Here is a 13,276-nt window from a genome sequence, read left to right as displayed (position 1 = left end):
ATTATGTTTAGTTAGCGTCGAACTTTTCTTCCCAAACCAACAGCATTTTTCATTCGTTGAAGTGTTTTGTTGGCTACCTGGCGAGCGTTTTCTGCACCCTCATCTAAAATCATATCTAATTCTTCTGAAGCTAGAAGCTCTTGGTAGCGCACTTGAATAGGTTCTAATAAGGCAACTACTGCTTCTGCTAAATCTGCTTTGAAGTCTCCATAGCCTTTGCCTTCGTAAGCTTGAACAAGTTCCTCAACAGTTTGACCTGTCGCAGCAGAATAAATATTTAGTAAGTTAGTAATGCCAGGCTTTTCTTCTTTATTATATTCAATTACACCAGTTGAATCAGTTACAGCAGAGCGGATTTTTTTGCGAATCACTGCTGGCTCATCAAGCATTGAAATAAAGCCCTTCACATTTGTATCGGACTTACTCATCTTTTTCGTTGGTTCCTGTAAGCTCATAATTCGACTACCTTGCTCAGCGATTTTTACTTCAGGCATCGTTAAAATTTCTTGATTTTTTTGGGCATAACGTTTATTGAAGCGTTCCACAAAATCACGTGTTAATTCTAAGTGTTGTTTTTGATCATCTCCGACTGGCACTAAGTCAGCGTTGTACAACACGATATCACCAACCATTAATGGAGGGTATGTTAAAAGACCAGCGCTTACGCCAGCACGACCATTTTTTTGAGATTTATCTTTAAATTGTGTCATTCGCTCTAACTCACCAATAGAAGTATTGCACTGAATGATCCAACCAGCTTCTGCATGGGCACTCACTTCAGACTGTATGAAAATTGTTGCTTTTTGTGGGTCTAAACCAACCGCTAGGTAAAGAGCTGCTAAGCTACGAATTTGCTGGCGTAGCTTTTGCGGTTCTTGGGGAACGGTAATGGCATGTTCATCCACAATACAAAAATAACAATTATATTCATTTTGTAATTCGATAAATTGTTTCATTGCACCAATGTAATTTCCGATTGTCGGAGTACCACTGGGCTGAATACCAGAAAAAATTGTTTTCATTAAATAACCACCTGACTTTAGACTTAAGATAGTGAATAGTTCTATTATACATTTTATTAGAAAAAAATACATGGGAACTTCTTGAAAAATCACCAAGAAAAGTAAATTATAACAGCAACCATAAAAATAGAAAACTGTATTACTTTTTTACATAATCATAACGAATATCCATAAAATTTCATAAAAATTAACCCTAATTTTACACGGATGTAATGAAGGAAAAATAAACAAAGTTAATAAAAAATGTTTAAAAACCCCTAGTATTTTTATTAGAAATTAGGTATACTGGTTTTAAATAGAGGAACAGTACAGTTCCCTGTTTCAGAAACGCGATGATTCGCGAAAAGGAGTGATGCACAATGTTGACACTTTATACTTCCCCAAGTTGCACGTCATGTCGTAAGGCTAGAGCCTGGTTGCAAGAGCACGAAATTCCTTTTAAAGAAAGAAATATTTTTTCTGAACCTTTAAATATTGAGGAATTAAAAGCAATTTTAATCATGACAGAAGATGGAACAGAAGAGATTATCTCTACTCGCTCTAAAGTTTTCCAAAAATTAAATATGGATTTGGACGAGCTTCCACTTCAAGATCTATTAGAGTTGGTTCAAGAAAACCCTGGATTGTTGCGTCGGCCAATTATGATTGATGAGAAAAGATTACAAGTCGGTTTTAACGAAGATGAAATTCGCCGATTCTTACCAAGAGATGTTCGACAACTGGAATTGCGCCAAGCACAATTAATGGCAGGTTTATAAAAAATATAAAATTTTGTTCTTTATTTGTTAATTGTAATAAAGAACGATTCATATGAATTTAGGGCCAGGGATTTTTATCTCTGGCTTTTTAATACATATTTAGAACTTGTATTCATTTGATTTGGCAGAACGTGGTCAAGGAAAAATAGTATCTTTTTTGGAGAGACTGCGTTAAGATGAAGAGGTAGAAGGAGCGAAAAACCAATCGTTAAAAAAGTTCAAAGTTTATAAAACGTTCGCTAGTTTTCGAGGATTTACAGACTTTCCACTTTACTTTTGTGTAGTTTTCGCTACAATGAACGTAAGAAGTTTCCTGATTGAAGCAAAGAGAGGTGTAGCGCTATGGAAATGGAACATATTAATGAAAATACGATTCGTGTGTTAATTGGCAACGAAGACCTGGCGGATAGAGGGATTACTTTTCTTGACTTACTAGGAAACCACAAAGATGTTGAAAATTTCTTTTATAGTATTTTAGAAGAAGTTGATGTCGAAGATGAATTCCAAGGTAGTGAAGCAGTCACTTTCCAAGTCTTGCCTAAAAATGATGGCTTAGAACTGTTTATTAGTAAAAATGTCGCTATGGACGACTTGTCTTCCTTAGAAGGTCTGAGCGAAGTCAATGCAGATGTTAGCGAATTAATTCGCAAACAAATTGAAGCAGACAAAGCAGCCGCCGATGAACTTGATGAGATGGAAGCCACAGATGAAACAAACAGAAATGTAATCTTTGAATTAGATAATTTTGAAGCGATGATCCAATTATCCAAAGAAGTCTTCATGCAATCTGTTTTGACTAACTTATACACGTACAACGATCGTTATTACTTACAAGTTTTGTTCTTAACCGATGAATTAGAAAAAACAAATGTTGACAATGAAATTGCACAGATTTTAGAATTTGCTCATAAAACAACTGTCACTCAGGATACTTTAGTCGAATATGGCACTTGTATTATGGAACGCAGTGCGCTGGAATTAACACGTTATTACTTTAATGATTAAGCAAAAAAGCAAAAACTTTCGAGTTTTTGCTTTTTTTTTGATGAAAATTAAGAAACTTTGCGTAGTTTATTTATGAGAGGTGAAAATCATGTTAACAGCTTTAACGGCAGACAACCAAGAGTTATTTTCTTTAATCGATTGCTCGATTGATGAATTAACACAGATACGAAGCGAACAAGCTTTTGTGTGTCCAATGTGTCATCAATCGGTCATTTTGAAGGCAGGCCCCATTAAAATACCCCATTTTGCTCATCGTAAAAAGAATAGTTGTTGGTACGAAGCAGAGGCTGAAACAGAAGAACACCTCCGCTTGAAGCAGCTTTTTGCGGAAAAGTGTTTACGCGAAAAGCTGTCCTTTCAAGTTGAGGCATACTTACCCACCTTGAAGCAACGCCCAGATTTACTCATTGGGAAGATAGCCATTGAAATTCAATGTAGTCCATTGCCAATTAAACGTTTGGTGGAACGGACGGAGACTTATCAAGCTCATGGCTATCAAGTTGTTTGGATTTTAGGTGAACGATTAGTGCCTAAAGACAAGCTCACGCAATTAACGAAACAATTTCTTTATTTTTCGGAGTCCTTGGGATTTTATTTATGGTCGGCCAATAAGAAACAAGAACGAATAGAATTACTTTGTCATATTGAAGAGAGTCAATGTCAACAATTTTATAGAAGAAAACAATCATGGGATTTTTACGAAAAAAAATTACTAGAAATTATCCAACTACCGACCGCTAATTTAAATTTACTGCCAGATAGACGGCACACTGGCCAATTGATGCATGATTATTATCAAAAATTGACGCAACAACTTGGTTACAGAAATGCTCAGTTGCTTAGAACACAAAGCTTTTTATATACGAAAGGTTGTCACATTCTCCAGTTACCTCCTTGGTTTTACTATCCTGGATTGAAGCTATTACCTTCTTCTGAAGAAGATATTCATTTAAAAATGCTTGTTTGGGAAGCACTAAAAACCGAAGAAGAGCGTTTAGTGACCAAACAGGAACTATGGCGTATCTTGGAAGCTATTTTTTTGGAAGAAGGGAACTTTGTTTGGCAGCCACTGCCGAATATTGGCTTAAAAAAGCTTTTTAAAATTGTGGGAAATAACTTACTGAGATGGTTACAAGAATGTTATGTGTTAATTAAAGTAAACAATAAGTACCTAATAACTAGTATTTTCCTAAGAGAAGATCCTGAAAAGCTCATTCATTGGCTAAAAAAAGTGAAAAAACAACATTTTTTTAGTCACACGTGTTAAATTATGATAGTATAATGAGTAAAACGTTTCTTAAAGGAGAGTAAACTATGAGCGAAATTAAACAATTACCAACACGTGATGAAGTTCCAACTCCATTGACTTGGGATTTAACCAAAATTTTTAAAGATGATGCTGCTTTTGATGTTGCGTATAATCAGTTGACAGAAGAGCTAAATCAAGCAGAATCATTTAAAGGTACCTTAGGGAATGGTGCAGAAGCTTTTCTAGCTGCGTTAGAATACGTTTTAGATGTCTATCGAAAAGTGGAAACATTATATGTCTATTCTCATTTAAAAAATGATCAAGACACTACAAATACAGCTTACCAAGCTTTATATGCCAGAGCTAGTTCTTTACATGCACAAGTTAGTGAAGCTGTTTCTTGGTTTGACCCAGAGGTTTTAACATTAAGTGATGAACAAATCTGGGGATATATTGAAGAGCAGCCCAAATTAGCTGTTTATCGTCACTATATTCAAAATATTTTAGATGAACGTCCCCATGTTTTATCGATGGAACAAGAAGCTTTACTGGCGGGGGCTAGTGAAATTTTTGGTGCCTCAAGTAATACATTTTCAATTTTAAATAATGCAGACTTAGAATTTCCAACTGTGCAAAATGCTGAAGGCGAAACGATTCAACTTTCTCATGGCGTTTATGGTCAATTAATGGAAAGTGTCGATCCATCTGTTCGTGAAGCAGCATTTAAAGGTTTGTACAAAGTATACAAACAATTTAGAAATACATTAGCCTCAACTTTAGGTGCACATGTTAAAACGCATAATTATAAAGCAAAAATTAGAAATTATGATTCTGCTCGAGCAGCCTCTTTAGCAAGTAATCATATCCCTGAAAGTGTTCACGAAACATTAGTAGCTGTAGTAAATAAACATTTACCTTTGCTACATCGTTATGTAAAATTAAGAAAAAAATTATTAAACGTAGAAGAATTACACATGTACGACTTGTATGCGCCTTTGCTAGGTGAAGCACCAATTCGTTACAGCTATGAAGAAGCAAAAGAAAAAGCAATTGAGGCTTTAAAACCACTAGGTGAAGACTATTTATCTATTGTTAAAGAAGCTTTTTCAAGTCGTTGGATTGATGTGATTGAAAATCAAGGAAAACGAAGTGGCGCATATTCTTCAGGAGCTTATGACACAGCCCCATACATTTTAATGAATTGGCATGATAGTTTGGATCAACTATTTACATTAGTTCATGAGATGGGCCATAGTGTTCATAGTTACTATACAAGAAATAATCAGCCGTATGTTTATGGCGACTATTCAATTTTCTTAGCTGAGATTGCTTCAACCACAAATGAAAATATTTTAACAGAATATTTATTACAAACAGAAACAGATCCTAAAGTACGTGCGTATGTCTTAAATCACTATTTAGACGGCTTTAAGGGAACCATTTTCCGTCAAACGCAATTTGCGGAATTTGAACATTTTATTCACACGGAAGATGCTAAAGGCACGCCATTAACGAGTGAATATTTGAGTGAGTATTATGGCGAGCTCAATGCTAAATATTATGGACCAGAAGTAGTTAGAGACGAAGAAATCAGTTACGAATGGGCGAGAATTCCACATTTTTATTACAATTACTATGTTTATCAATATGCAACTGGCTTCTCAGCCGCTTCGGCATTGTCTAAACATATTTTAGCTGGAGAAGAAGGAGCTTTAGAGAAGTACCTTAACTACTTGAAAGCAGGAAGTAGTGACTTCCCAATTGAAGTGATGAAAAAAGCGGGCGTGGATATGACACAAGCCGCGTATATCGAAGATGCAATGAAAGTTTTTGAAGAACGTTTAACGGAATTAGAAGCTTTGGTTGAAAAATTATAGACAAAAAAAAGTGGGCTATAAGTCGAAATGACTTATAGCCCACTTTTTAACTCTTAAGATAATCAGTTAACCGCTTTTCTCGCAGCATCTTTTTTATAATAAATGTAAATGTCCATTTGGAAAATGATAATTGGAGCGACGTTTAAATTCAAAGGTTGCGTCACCTTGGTCCAGCAACGGTTCGTTATGTGGATGGACACGACAAAGTTGTTTAATTTCATCCATGTTTTCAAAATTTTCGACTAAAATGCCGAAATCGTTCTCGCAAGTATAGTTGTAAACGACTGCGGTAGGATGTTGTTTAATCCCCATTTCTCGAGCAACTTTTTGGTCGGTTTGGAAAGATTCTTTGACAAAATCGGATTGTCGGTCTTTACGATACATATCAATATCCCCGCCGGCCGCTAGAAGTAGTTCTTCTGATAACTCAGGAGAGTAAGCTAGACCGTCTTCAGCTACTGCTTTTTGTAAGCCAATCAACAATTGTCGGCCTTTTTTTCGGCCTTGTAACTGTGCTGCTTTATAGTCAAGAGCGGCTGAGTATAAATCTTCAAAAATTCGATTCCGTCGTTTAATGTCATTAATCGGAATATGTTGACGACTCAAAAATTCATTGATCGTTTTCATGTTTAATAAAGGAATAAAGCGCAATTGTATTTTCTTCTTGTCGTTAACAGACAATTGTATAATTTCTTTTTCAATTTCTAAACAGACGCCGCCTAAAGGATTGACGAACAAATAAATTTCAACCATTCATACTTCCTCCAATGCCATGCTTTTTCAAATACAGGTGCCAGAACGTCAGTGCTTCGAATACTAAGGGGCAGTGGTCCGCATCATGCGCTGAATCTTGTTAGGTGCAAGCGTAATGGGAATGTTCAAATCAGCCATTAATGTTTGAAACGCTTGCTTGCCGCTTTCAGCTTCAGTAACTTCTAACTCTAATTCAAAATCGTGCTGTTGGTTATACCAACTTTCGTCTAACGCAAGTAGTCCTTGAGGAATTTGTTTTTCTGCACGTGCTGTTTTTAATGAACCAATCAAATGGATCGAGGCGATTTCAATACCTAATTCTTGTAATTTCTTCGCCACAGCCCCCTCAGTAGGGAGTTGATTCCTTTTGATAAAGTGGTTCGCCGTCTCAAGCGATAAAGGGTCATTGATTTCTAATAATCCTTCTGGCGCAGGAACTTTTAAGGTTAACTCACCACGATCTGCTAATACGCGAATTCTTAAGCCCATTCGTTGTGCTTTTAATTGAAAATCGTCCGTATCAAAATAATGATTTGTTTGCGTAAAAAAGTCCGTTTTTTGAATAGCAAAATGGTCGCTTAATCGTTTGAAATCTTGCGGACTAACTAATGTTTTAAATTCAATTTCTAAGTGCTCACTCATGGGGTTCTCTCTCTTTCTTAAATCACTCCAATTTTCACATATTATATAGGTTTCCGTCAAGAAAAGTGGTCTTCTCTGTGAAAAATTTTTCTAATGAAAGGCGTTTGGAAATCAAATAGCGAATAACACCCTATTTTAGGGAGGACTGTGGTAAAATAATCAGTGAATGAAATTCAAGGAAATTGAGGGATCTACCATGGAACGAGAGTGGGAGCTGTTTTTAGCGCCATATGAACAGGCGGTCAGCGAATTAAAAGTAAAACTACGAGGTATTCGTAAACAATTTCGGGAGCAAGATAAACACATACCAATTGAATTCGTTACAGGACGTGTGAAACCAGTAGATAGTATTTTGACAAAGACGGCAATTCGGCATATTCCTTTAAATCGGATTGAAGAAGAAATGCAAGACATTGCTGGTTTGCGGATCATGTGCCAATTTGTGGAAGACATATACCAGGTAGTCGCACTTTTAAGAAATCGTAAAGACTTAAAAATTGTGGAAGAACGGGACTACATTGAAAATAAAAAAGAAAGTGGCTATCGTTCGTACCATGTGGTGGTGGAATATCCTGTACAATTAGTCACCGGGGAAAAGATTATTTTGGCCGAAATCCAAATTCGGACACTCTCCATGAATTTTTGGGCAACGATTGAACATTCTTTGAATTATAAATATCAAGGGGTCTTTCCTGAAGAAATGAAAGAACGCCTTCAGCGAGCGGCAGAGGCAGCCTATTTATTAGATGAAGAGATGTCATCTATTCGTGAAGAAATTCAAGAAGCACAACATTATTTCTCTCATGGCCGTGGATTGCTAGAAAACGAATACTATAAGCAAATTAAAAACGAAACACCAGAAAATCAGTAAAGGAGTCTGCTTATGAAAGTGGCGATTGTTCATAACTCGGAAGAAAAATCGAAACAAGTCACAAAACAACTGACAACACTATTAGAGCAAAACCAAATTCAAATAGACAATCGTCAACCTGAACTTGTGATTTCAGTCGGCGGAGATGGTACGCTTCTTTCCGCTTTTCATCGATTTAATCATCTGTTAAACGAAGTAAGTTTCTTAGGTGTACATACCGGACACTTGGGTTTCTATACAGATTGGCGTGATTATGAATTAAAAGAACTAGTTGAGAGTTTGTGTATTCATCGTGAAAAAAGTACGAGTTATCCATTATTAGATGTGCGGATTCGGTTTAGAGATGGGAAACCAGATAAACATTTTTTAGCATTAAATGAATCGACAATTAAACGAGGAAACCGGACGATGGTGGGCGATGTGTTTATTAAAGACGAACTGTTTGAACGATTTCGTGGTGATGGGTTGTCGATTTCGACCCCAACCGGCTCTACTGCGTATAATAAAAGTATTGGTGGAGCTGTTTTGCATCCTAGCATTAATGCGTTTCAGTTAACCGAAATCGCCTCCTTAAACAATCGTGTCTTTCGAACATTGGGGTCACCGATTGTAATCGCACATACGGAGTGGCTGGAGATTAAATTACAGGAAAGTGATGATTATTTTGTCACGGTGGACCAATTAGATATTTATCAAGAAAATATCGCTTCTGTCTGCTATCGAATTGCAGACGAACGGATTCATTTTGCCTCTTATCGGCACATGCATTTTTGGCATCGAGTGAAAGATGCCTTTATTGGTGAGGATTAATTAAACGATGGAATTTCAATGGACATATGACAAAGAAACAACACAACAAGTGAAATATTTTTTAAAGGAACAAGGCGTTTCAAAAGGGTTATTAGCTAAGGTGAAATTTCAGGGTGGTAAAATTCAAGTGAATGGGACCGTTCAAAATGCCATCTATCCTTTACAAACTGGCGATGTCGTTAAAATGACGATTCCAGATGAAGCGGAACATGAGACATTATTAACAGATGATGAACCGATTGAAATTGTGTTTGAAGATGATCATTTTTTAGTAGTTAATAAGCCCGCTGGCATTGCCTCGATACCTGCTCAGTATCATCCTTCAGGAACGATGGCGAATCGTGTTAAGGGCTATTACAAGCGTCAAAATTACGTGAATCAAGTTATTCATGTCGTGACTCGTTTAGATCGAGATACTTCTGGGCTGATGTTATTTGCGAAACACGGCTTTGCTCATGCTTTAATTGACCAAGAATTACGAGAAAAAAAGGTGACAAAAATTTATTATGCCCTTGTTGGTGGTGCGATTGAGCAGTTAAACGAGCATCAATTGATTGAAAAGCCAATTGGGCGCGACTTGTCCTCTTTATTAAAACGCCAAGTTATCGAAACAGGTCAATTTGCTAGCACAGAATATTGGCTCGCAAAAAGAGGAGCCAAAGCAGCAGCTGTGCGCATTCAGCTCCATACAGGACGAACACACCAAATTCGGGTACATTTTGAAGCAATTGGCTGTTCATTGTTAGGGGATGAGATGTATCATGGAGAGATGGATCAAGGAATTGAGCGGCAAGCGTTGCATTGCATGGAACTAATTTTTACTCATCCTTTTACCAAAGAAACGGTTCATCTGATTTCCCCACTAGCGGAGGATATGAAAAGTGTAGATGATACGTTATAATAATAAAGAGGCAGGAGGGGAAAGTGTAAGATGAATGAAGGCCAAGAAATGGAAGAGCAATTTGCCCTTCTTTTAGAAACGCTAAAAAATCAACAAATGAACGAATTTCGTGAGCTATTTTTAGCGTTACACATTTATGAACAAGGACAATTTTACCAATCGTTAGATGAAAAAGACCGACAACATTTATACAATTACCTATCTCCGAAAGAACTAGCGGATATGTTTGATGTTATCGAAGAAGATAATGAGAATATGAAAGATTATTTAGCTGAAATGCGCCCAAGTTATGCAGCAGATATGTTAGCTGAGATGTATACCGATAATGCGGTGGATTTACTAAATATGTTAGATAAAAGTCAAAAGGCGAAATATCTTAGTTTGTTAAGTAGTGAAGAAGCAGGCGAAATTAAAGAGTTACTTCATTACGAAGATGAAACTGCTGGGGCGATTATGACCACCGAATTTGTTTCGATTGTGGCGAATCAAACAGTGCGTTCTGCGATGTACGTCTTAAAGAATCAAGCGGACATGGCGGAAACAATCTATTACGTTTACGTAGTCGACCAAGAAAATCATTTAGTCGGCGTTATTTCGTTGCGGGATTTAATTGTTAATGATGATGATACCTTGATTGCTGATATTTTGAATGAACGGGTTATTTCAGTTCATGTTGGCGATGACCAAGAAGATGTCGCGCAAACAATTCGTGACTATGACTTCTTAGCTGTGCCAGTTACAGATTATGATGATCATTTGTTGGGGATTGTAACAGTTGATGATATTATTGATGTTATCGATGATGAGGCCGCTAGCGACTACTCTGGTTTAGCCGGGGTCGACGTTGAAGAAGTTAGTGAGAACCCTTTAAAAGCCGCTTCTAAACGATTACCTTGGTTAATTACGCTGCTGTTTTTAGGGATGTCTACGGCCTCGTTAATCAGTAATTATGAGTCGTTAGTTAGCGAAGCGAGTATTTTAGCCGTTTTTATTTCTTTAATTACCGGAACAGCCGGCAATGCCGGGACACAATCATTGGCGGTCGCGGTACGCCGTTTGGCTATGAAAGATGAAAAGGATAGTAATTTTGGTCGCTTAATCTTAAGTGAAGTGCTCACGGGACTAGTGACGGGGGCTGTGACAGGTTTAACCATTATGATTGTGGTTGGCGTGTGGCAACATAATCTTCCGCTTGGATTTGTGATTGGGATGGCAATGCTCTGTGCAATTACTGTGGCGAATTTAGCAGGGAGTTTAATCCCAATGTTAATGGATAAATTAGGGTTTGATCCCGCAGTTGCCAGTGGCCCGTTTATTACTACCTTAAGTGATTTAACCAGTGTATTAATTTATTTCAATATTGCCAGCATGTTTATGCGTTATTTTGTTTAAAAAATTGCACTTATTTATCATGAGACTGAGGTAAAAGGTTTCGTTGGTTTGCTTAAAATCAAAAAAGTGAGATAGCCGTTAATACGACGGCTACCTCACTTTTTTAGATACAAGAAATTAAACAATTTTTGTGCCATGGACTTCTGTGACTTTTAAAGTGTCCATCACAGTTTGAACGTTTTCTGTGGAAATACCGCCACCTGGTAAAATAAGAATCCGTTGATCTGCGTAGGCAATTAATTCTTTTAAATGATCAAAGTTGTCTTCGATAGGGGTACCAGCTGGCCCGCCATGAGTTAAAATACGCGTCACACCACGCTCAGCTAACCAGTCGATCGCCTTAAATTGGTTTTCTTTCGACAAGGCATCAAAAGCCATATGGAAAGTGATTTGCAAGCCTTCAGCTGTTTCAATGAATAAGTCCAAAGCTTCTTCATCTAACCAACCGTCCTCAGTTAAACAGCCAATAACAATGCCGTCGGTTCCTAATTTCTTTGCTTCGATTAAATCGGTATGCATAATTTTTAATTCAATATCATTATAGACAAAATTGCCGCCACGAGGACGAATGATTGTCATCACTGGTACAGAATGTTCGCCAGCGTATGCTAAGACTTCTTCTATAACACCAGTACTTGGCGTCGTTCCACCTACGGCTAAGTTATCGCATAATTCGATGCGATTCGCACCTTTTTGAATGGCTTGGGGAATCTTAGTGAAATTTTCGGCACAGAATTCTTTAATCATTTCTTATCGCTCCTTGCTTTTTCTTCACAGGCATTGTACCATAATTCTGCTTACTACCATAGCCCTGAAAAAAGAGTGCAACTTTTTATAAGAGAAAATGTTCATTTGATGAACGTAAGGAGTTTTAAATGTTAAAGAAAATTGAACGAGCACAACAATTATTGAAAAAAGAAGCAGCCGTATTTCGCTGTCCAACTTGTCATGAACCAATGCATGTAGAAGGGGTTGGTCTGATTTGTCAACAGAGACATCAATTTGATTTATCCAAGAAAGGCACGCTATACTTTCTAAATCATGGCGTACAGACAGAATATAATAAAAAAATGTTTACTTCTCGAGGAAAAATGATTCAAAGTGGCATGTACGCGCCTGTTTTAAACAAAATTATGCACTATCTTCCTCAAAATAAAACAGTAGTCGATGTTGGTTGTGGTGAAGGGAGTTTTCTTGCTGAGTTAAGTCAAGCAGGCTTATCTGGACTGAAAATCGGGTTTGATTTATCAAAGGAAGGAATCTATTTAGCAAGTAATCAGCCAATTGATGCGTTTTGGTGTGTGGCGGATTTAACGAATTTGCCATTTGCGAATGAAGGGCTTGATACGATTTTGAATATTTTTTCTCCTTCACATTATCAAGAATTTCGGCGAGTATTAAAAGCTGACGGGACTGTGATTAAAATTATTCCTGAAGAGAATTATTTAAAGGAATTACGAGCGGCTTTTTATCCCAATGACGAAAAGAAACAAAGTTATTCCAATCAAAAAGTAGTCCAACGTTTTGCCGAGGAATTAGCAGTGGAAGTAGATGAACGAATAACTTATTGCTTTGACATTCCCGAGGAAAGACGGTTGGATTTATTAGAAATGTCGCCATTAGAGTGGCAAGTTTCTCAAGAAGTTAAAGCCGAGCTACAACAGCGACCATTGGAAAAAATCACGATTGACGTCCGCTTGTTAGTAGGTCGTAAAAGATAGACTTTTTTGTGAAGAAAATCCTAAAAAAGTCTTGCAATAAAGTGACATTGGTGTTATATTACTTACAAGTTGTTTTTTCATTGGTTTTTATCAGGGTCCTGTTCTGATAAAAGTTAGTGAAGAGACCTTCACTAACGTAACGACTCGCCGTGCTAGACACCGAGACGGTACGTTTTTTTTATTGGTTAAAATAGCTGCCGCTTGACATCATCGCGTCATGCGGTTTTTTTTGAAAATAAGTATTGTGGGCGCTATTTATTTTGAATTTATGCTAA

The 13,276-nt window shown here is 37.1% G+C and carries 13 protein-coding genes; 9 read left to right on the top strand and 4 right to left on the bottom strand.

The features are described from left to right. Positions 1-11 precede the first annotated feature (11 nt). Positions 12-1,022 carry a tryptophan--tRNA ligase gene (gene trpS / locus IGK54_RS10420; RefSeq protein WP_002359559.1) on the bottom strand — a complete coding sequence of 337 codons (1,011 nt, stop codon included), beginning with the start codon at positions 1,020-1,022 and terminating at the stop codon, positions 12-14. Positions 1,023-1,381: 359 nt separating this feature from the next. On the opposite strand from trpS, the gene spxA reads away from it, so the two are divergent. From spxA to pepF, 4 genes are all read left to right on the top strand, one after another. Next, a complete protein-coding gene (spxA, locus tag IGK54_RS10415) occupies positions 1,382-1,780 on the top strand; it encodes a transcriptional regulator SpxA (RefSeq protein ID WP_002356477.1) in 399 nt (132 codons plus the stop codon). 342 nt (positions 1,781-2,122) lie between these two features. Beyond that, on the top strand, positions 2,123-2,785 hold the full coding sequence (locus IGK54_RS10410) for an adaptor protein MecA (RefSeq protein ID WP_002356478.1): 663 nt from the start codon (positions 2,123-2,125) through the stop codon (positions 2,783-2,785). A gap of 88 nt (positions 2,786-2,873) precedes the next feature. Further along, a complete protein-coding gene (locus IGK54_RS10405) occupies positions 2,874-4,052 on the top strand; it encodes a competence protein CoiA (RefSeq protein WP_002408706.1) in 1,179 nt (392 codons plus the stop codon). 47 nt (positions 4,053-4,099) lie between these two features. Further along, positions 4,100-5,911 carry an oligoendopeptidase F gene (pepF, locus tag IGK54_RS10400; protein ID WP_430602964.1) on the top strand — a complete coding sequence of 604 codons (1,812 nt, stop codon included), beginning with the start codon at positions 4,100-4,102 and terminating at the stop codon, positions 5,909-5,911. A 93-nt stretch (positions 5,912-6,004) separates the two neighbouring features. On the opposite strand, the gene IGK54_RS10395 is transcribed toward pepF, so the two are convergent. Both IGK54_RS10395 and IGK54_RS10390 read right to left on the bottom strand, forming a co-directional pair. Beyond that, complete coding sequence (locus tag IGK54_RS10395) at positions 6,005-6,664, bottom strand: ClpXP adapter SpxH family protein (RefSeq protein WP_002356482.1); 660 nt, start codon at positions 6,662-6,664, stop codon at positions 6,005-6,007. 63 nt (positions 6,665-6,727) lie between these two features. Then, positions 6,728-7,306, bottom strand: a complete 579-nt coding sequence (locus tag IGK54_RS10390) for a CYTH domain-containing protein (protein ID WP_010707215.1) — start codon at positions 7,304-7,306, stop codon at positions 6,728-6,730. 196 nt (positions 7,307-7,502) lie between these two features. Here IGK54_RS10390 and IGK54_RS10385 point away from each other — a divergent pair, with 196 nt between their 5' ends. The 4 genes from IGK54_RS10385 to mgtE are packed head-to-tail and all read left to right on the top strand — an operon-like array spanning position 7,503 to position 11,280. After that, positions 7,503-8,177 carry a GTP pyrophosphokinase gene (locus IGK54_RS10385; RefSeq protein WP_002356484.1) on the top strand — a complete coding sequence of 225 codons (675 nt, stop codon included), beginning with the start codon at positions 7,503-7,505 and terminating at the stop codon, positions 8,175-8,177. Between the two features lie 12 nt (positions 8,178-8,189). Beyond that, positions 8,190-8,987 (top strand): NAD kinase, encoded by a 798-nt coding sequence (locus IGK54_RS10380; protein WP_002356486.1) that lies wholly within the window; start codon positions 8,190-8,192, stop codon positions 8,985-8,987. A 7-nt stretch (positions 8,988-8,994) separates the two neighbouring features. Then, complete coding sequence (locus IGK54_RS10375; protein ID WP_002408710.1) at positions 8,995-9,888, top strand: RluA family pseudouridine synthase; 894 nt, start codon at positions 8,995-8,997, stop codon at positions 9,886-9,888. A 30-nt stretch (positions 9,889-9,918) separates the two neighbouring features. Then, on the top strand, positions 9,919-11,280 hold the full coding sequence (mgtE, locus tag IGK54_RS10370) for a magnesium transporter (RefSeq protein WP_002362548.1): 1,362 nt from the start codon (positions 9,919-9,921) through the stop codon (positions 11,278-11,280). A gap of 117 nt (positions 11,281-11,397) precedes the next feature. Here mgtE and cutC read toward each other — a convergent pair whose 3' ends face one another. Beyond that, positions 11,398-12,027, bottom strand: a complete 630-nt coding sequence (gene cutC / locus IGK54_RS10365) for a copper homeostasis protein CutC (RefSeq protein ID WP_002359565.1) — start codon at positions 12,025-12,027, stop codon at positions 11,398-11,400. A 128-nt stretch (positions 12,028-12,155) separates the two neighbouring features. On the opposite strand from cutC, the gene IGK54_RS10360 reads away from it, so the two are divergent. Further along, on the top strand, positions 12,156-13,001 hold the full coding sequence (locus IGK54_RS10360) for a methyltransferase domain-containing protein (protein WP_002362280.1): 846 nt from the start codon (positions 12,156-12,158) through the stop codon (positions 12,999-13,001). Positions 13,002-13,276: the final 275 nt, after the last annotated feature.

The organism is Enterococcus sp. DIV2384, from assembly GCF_050534975.1.
GTDB lineage: Bacteria > Bacillota > Bacilli > Lactobacillales > Enterococcaceae > Enterococcus > Enterococcus faecalis.
The sequence above is the reverse complement of the archived record's forward strand: the minus strand, read 5'-3'. Positions and strand labels throughout refer to the sequence as shown.

What these genes read in the sequence shown, in the direction of transcription:
- IGK54_RS10375 (WP_002408710.1), top strand. Translation starts at nt 8,995, where the DNA reads ATGGAATTTCAATGGACATATGACAAAGAAACAACACAACAAGTGAAA.
- cutC (WP_002359565.1), bottom strand. Translation starts at nt 12,027, where the DNA reads ATGATTAAAGAATTCTGTGCCGAAAATTTCACTAAGATTCCCCAAGCC.
- IGK54_RS10380 (WP_002356486.1), top strand. Translation starts at nt 8,190, where the DNA reads ATGAAAGTGGCGATTGTTCATAACTCGGAAGAAAAATCGAAACAAGTC.
- pepF (WP_430602964.1), top strand. Translation starts at nt 4,100, where the DNA reads ATGAGCGAAATTAAACAATTACCAACACGTGATGAAGTTCCAACTCCA.
- IGK54_RS10410 (WP_002356478.1), top strand. Translation starts at nt 2,123, where the DNA reads ATGGAAATGGAACATATTAATGAAAATACGATTCGTGTGTTAATTGGC.
- trpS (WP_002359559.1), bottom strand. Translation starts at nt 1,022, where the DNA reads ATGAAAACAATTTTTTCTGGTATTCAGCCCAGTGGTACTCCGACAATC.
- IGK54_RS10385 (WP_002356484.1), top strand. Translation starts at nt 7,503, where the DNA reads ATGGAACGAGAGTGGGAGCTGTTTTTAGCGCCATATGAACAGGCGGTC.
- mgtE (WP_002362548.1), top strand. Translation starts at nt 9,919, where the DNA reads ATGAATGAAGGCCAAGAAATGGAAGAGCAATTTGCCCTTCTTTTAGAA.
- IGK54_RS10395 (WP_002356482.1), bottom strand. Translation starts at nt 6,664, where the DNA reads ATGGTTGAAATTTATTTGTTCGTCAATCCTTTAGGCGGCGTCTGTTTA.
- IGK54_RS10405 (WP_002408706.1), top strand. Translation starts at nt 2,874, where the DNA reads ATGTTAACAGCTTTAACGGCAGACAACCAAGAGTTATTTTCTTTAATC.
- IGK54_RS10360 (WP_002362280.1), top strand. Translation starts at nt 12,156, where the DNA reads ATGTTAAAGAAAATTGAACGAGCACAACAATTATTGAAAAAAGAAGCA.
- IGK54_RS10390 (WP_010707215.1), bottom strand. Translation starts at nt 7,306, where the DNA reads ATGAGTGAGCACTTAGAAATTGAATTTAAAACATTAGTTAGTCCGCAA.
- spxA (WP_002356477.1), top strand. Translation starts at nt 1,382, where the DNA reads ATGTTGACACTTTATACTTCCCCAAGTTGCACGTCATGTCGTAAGGCT.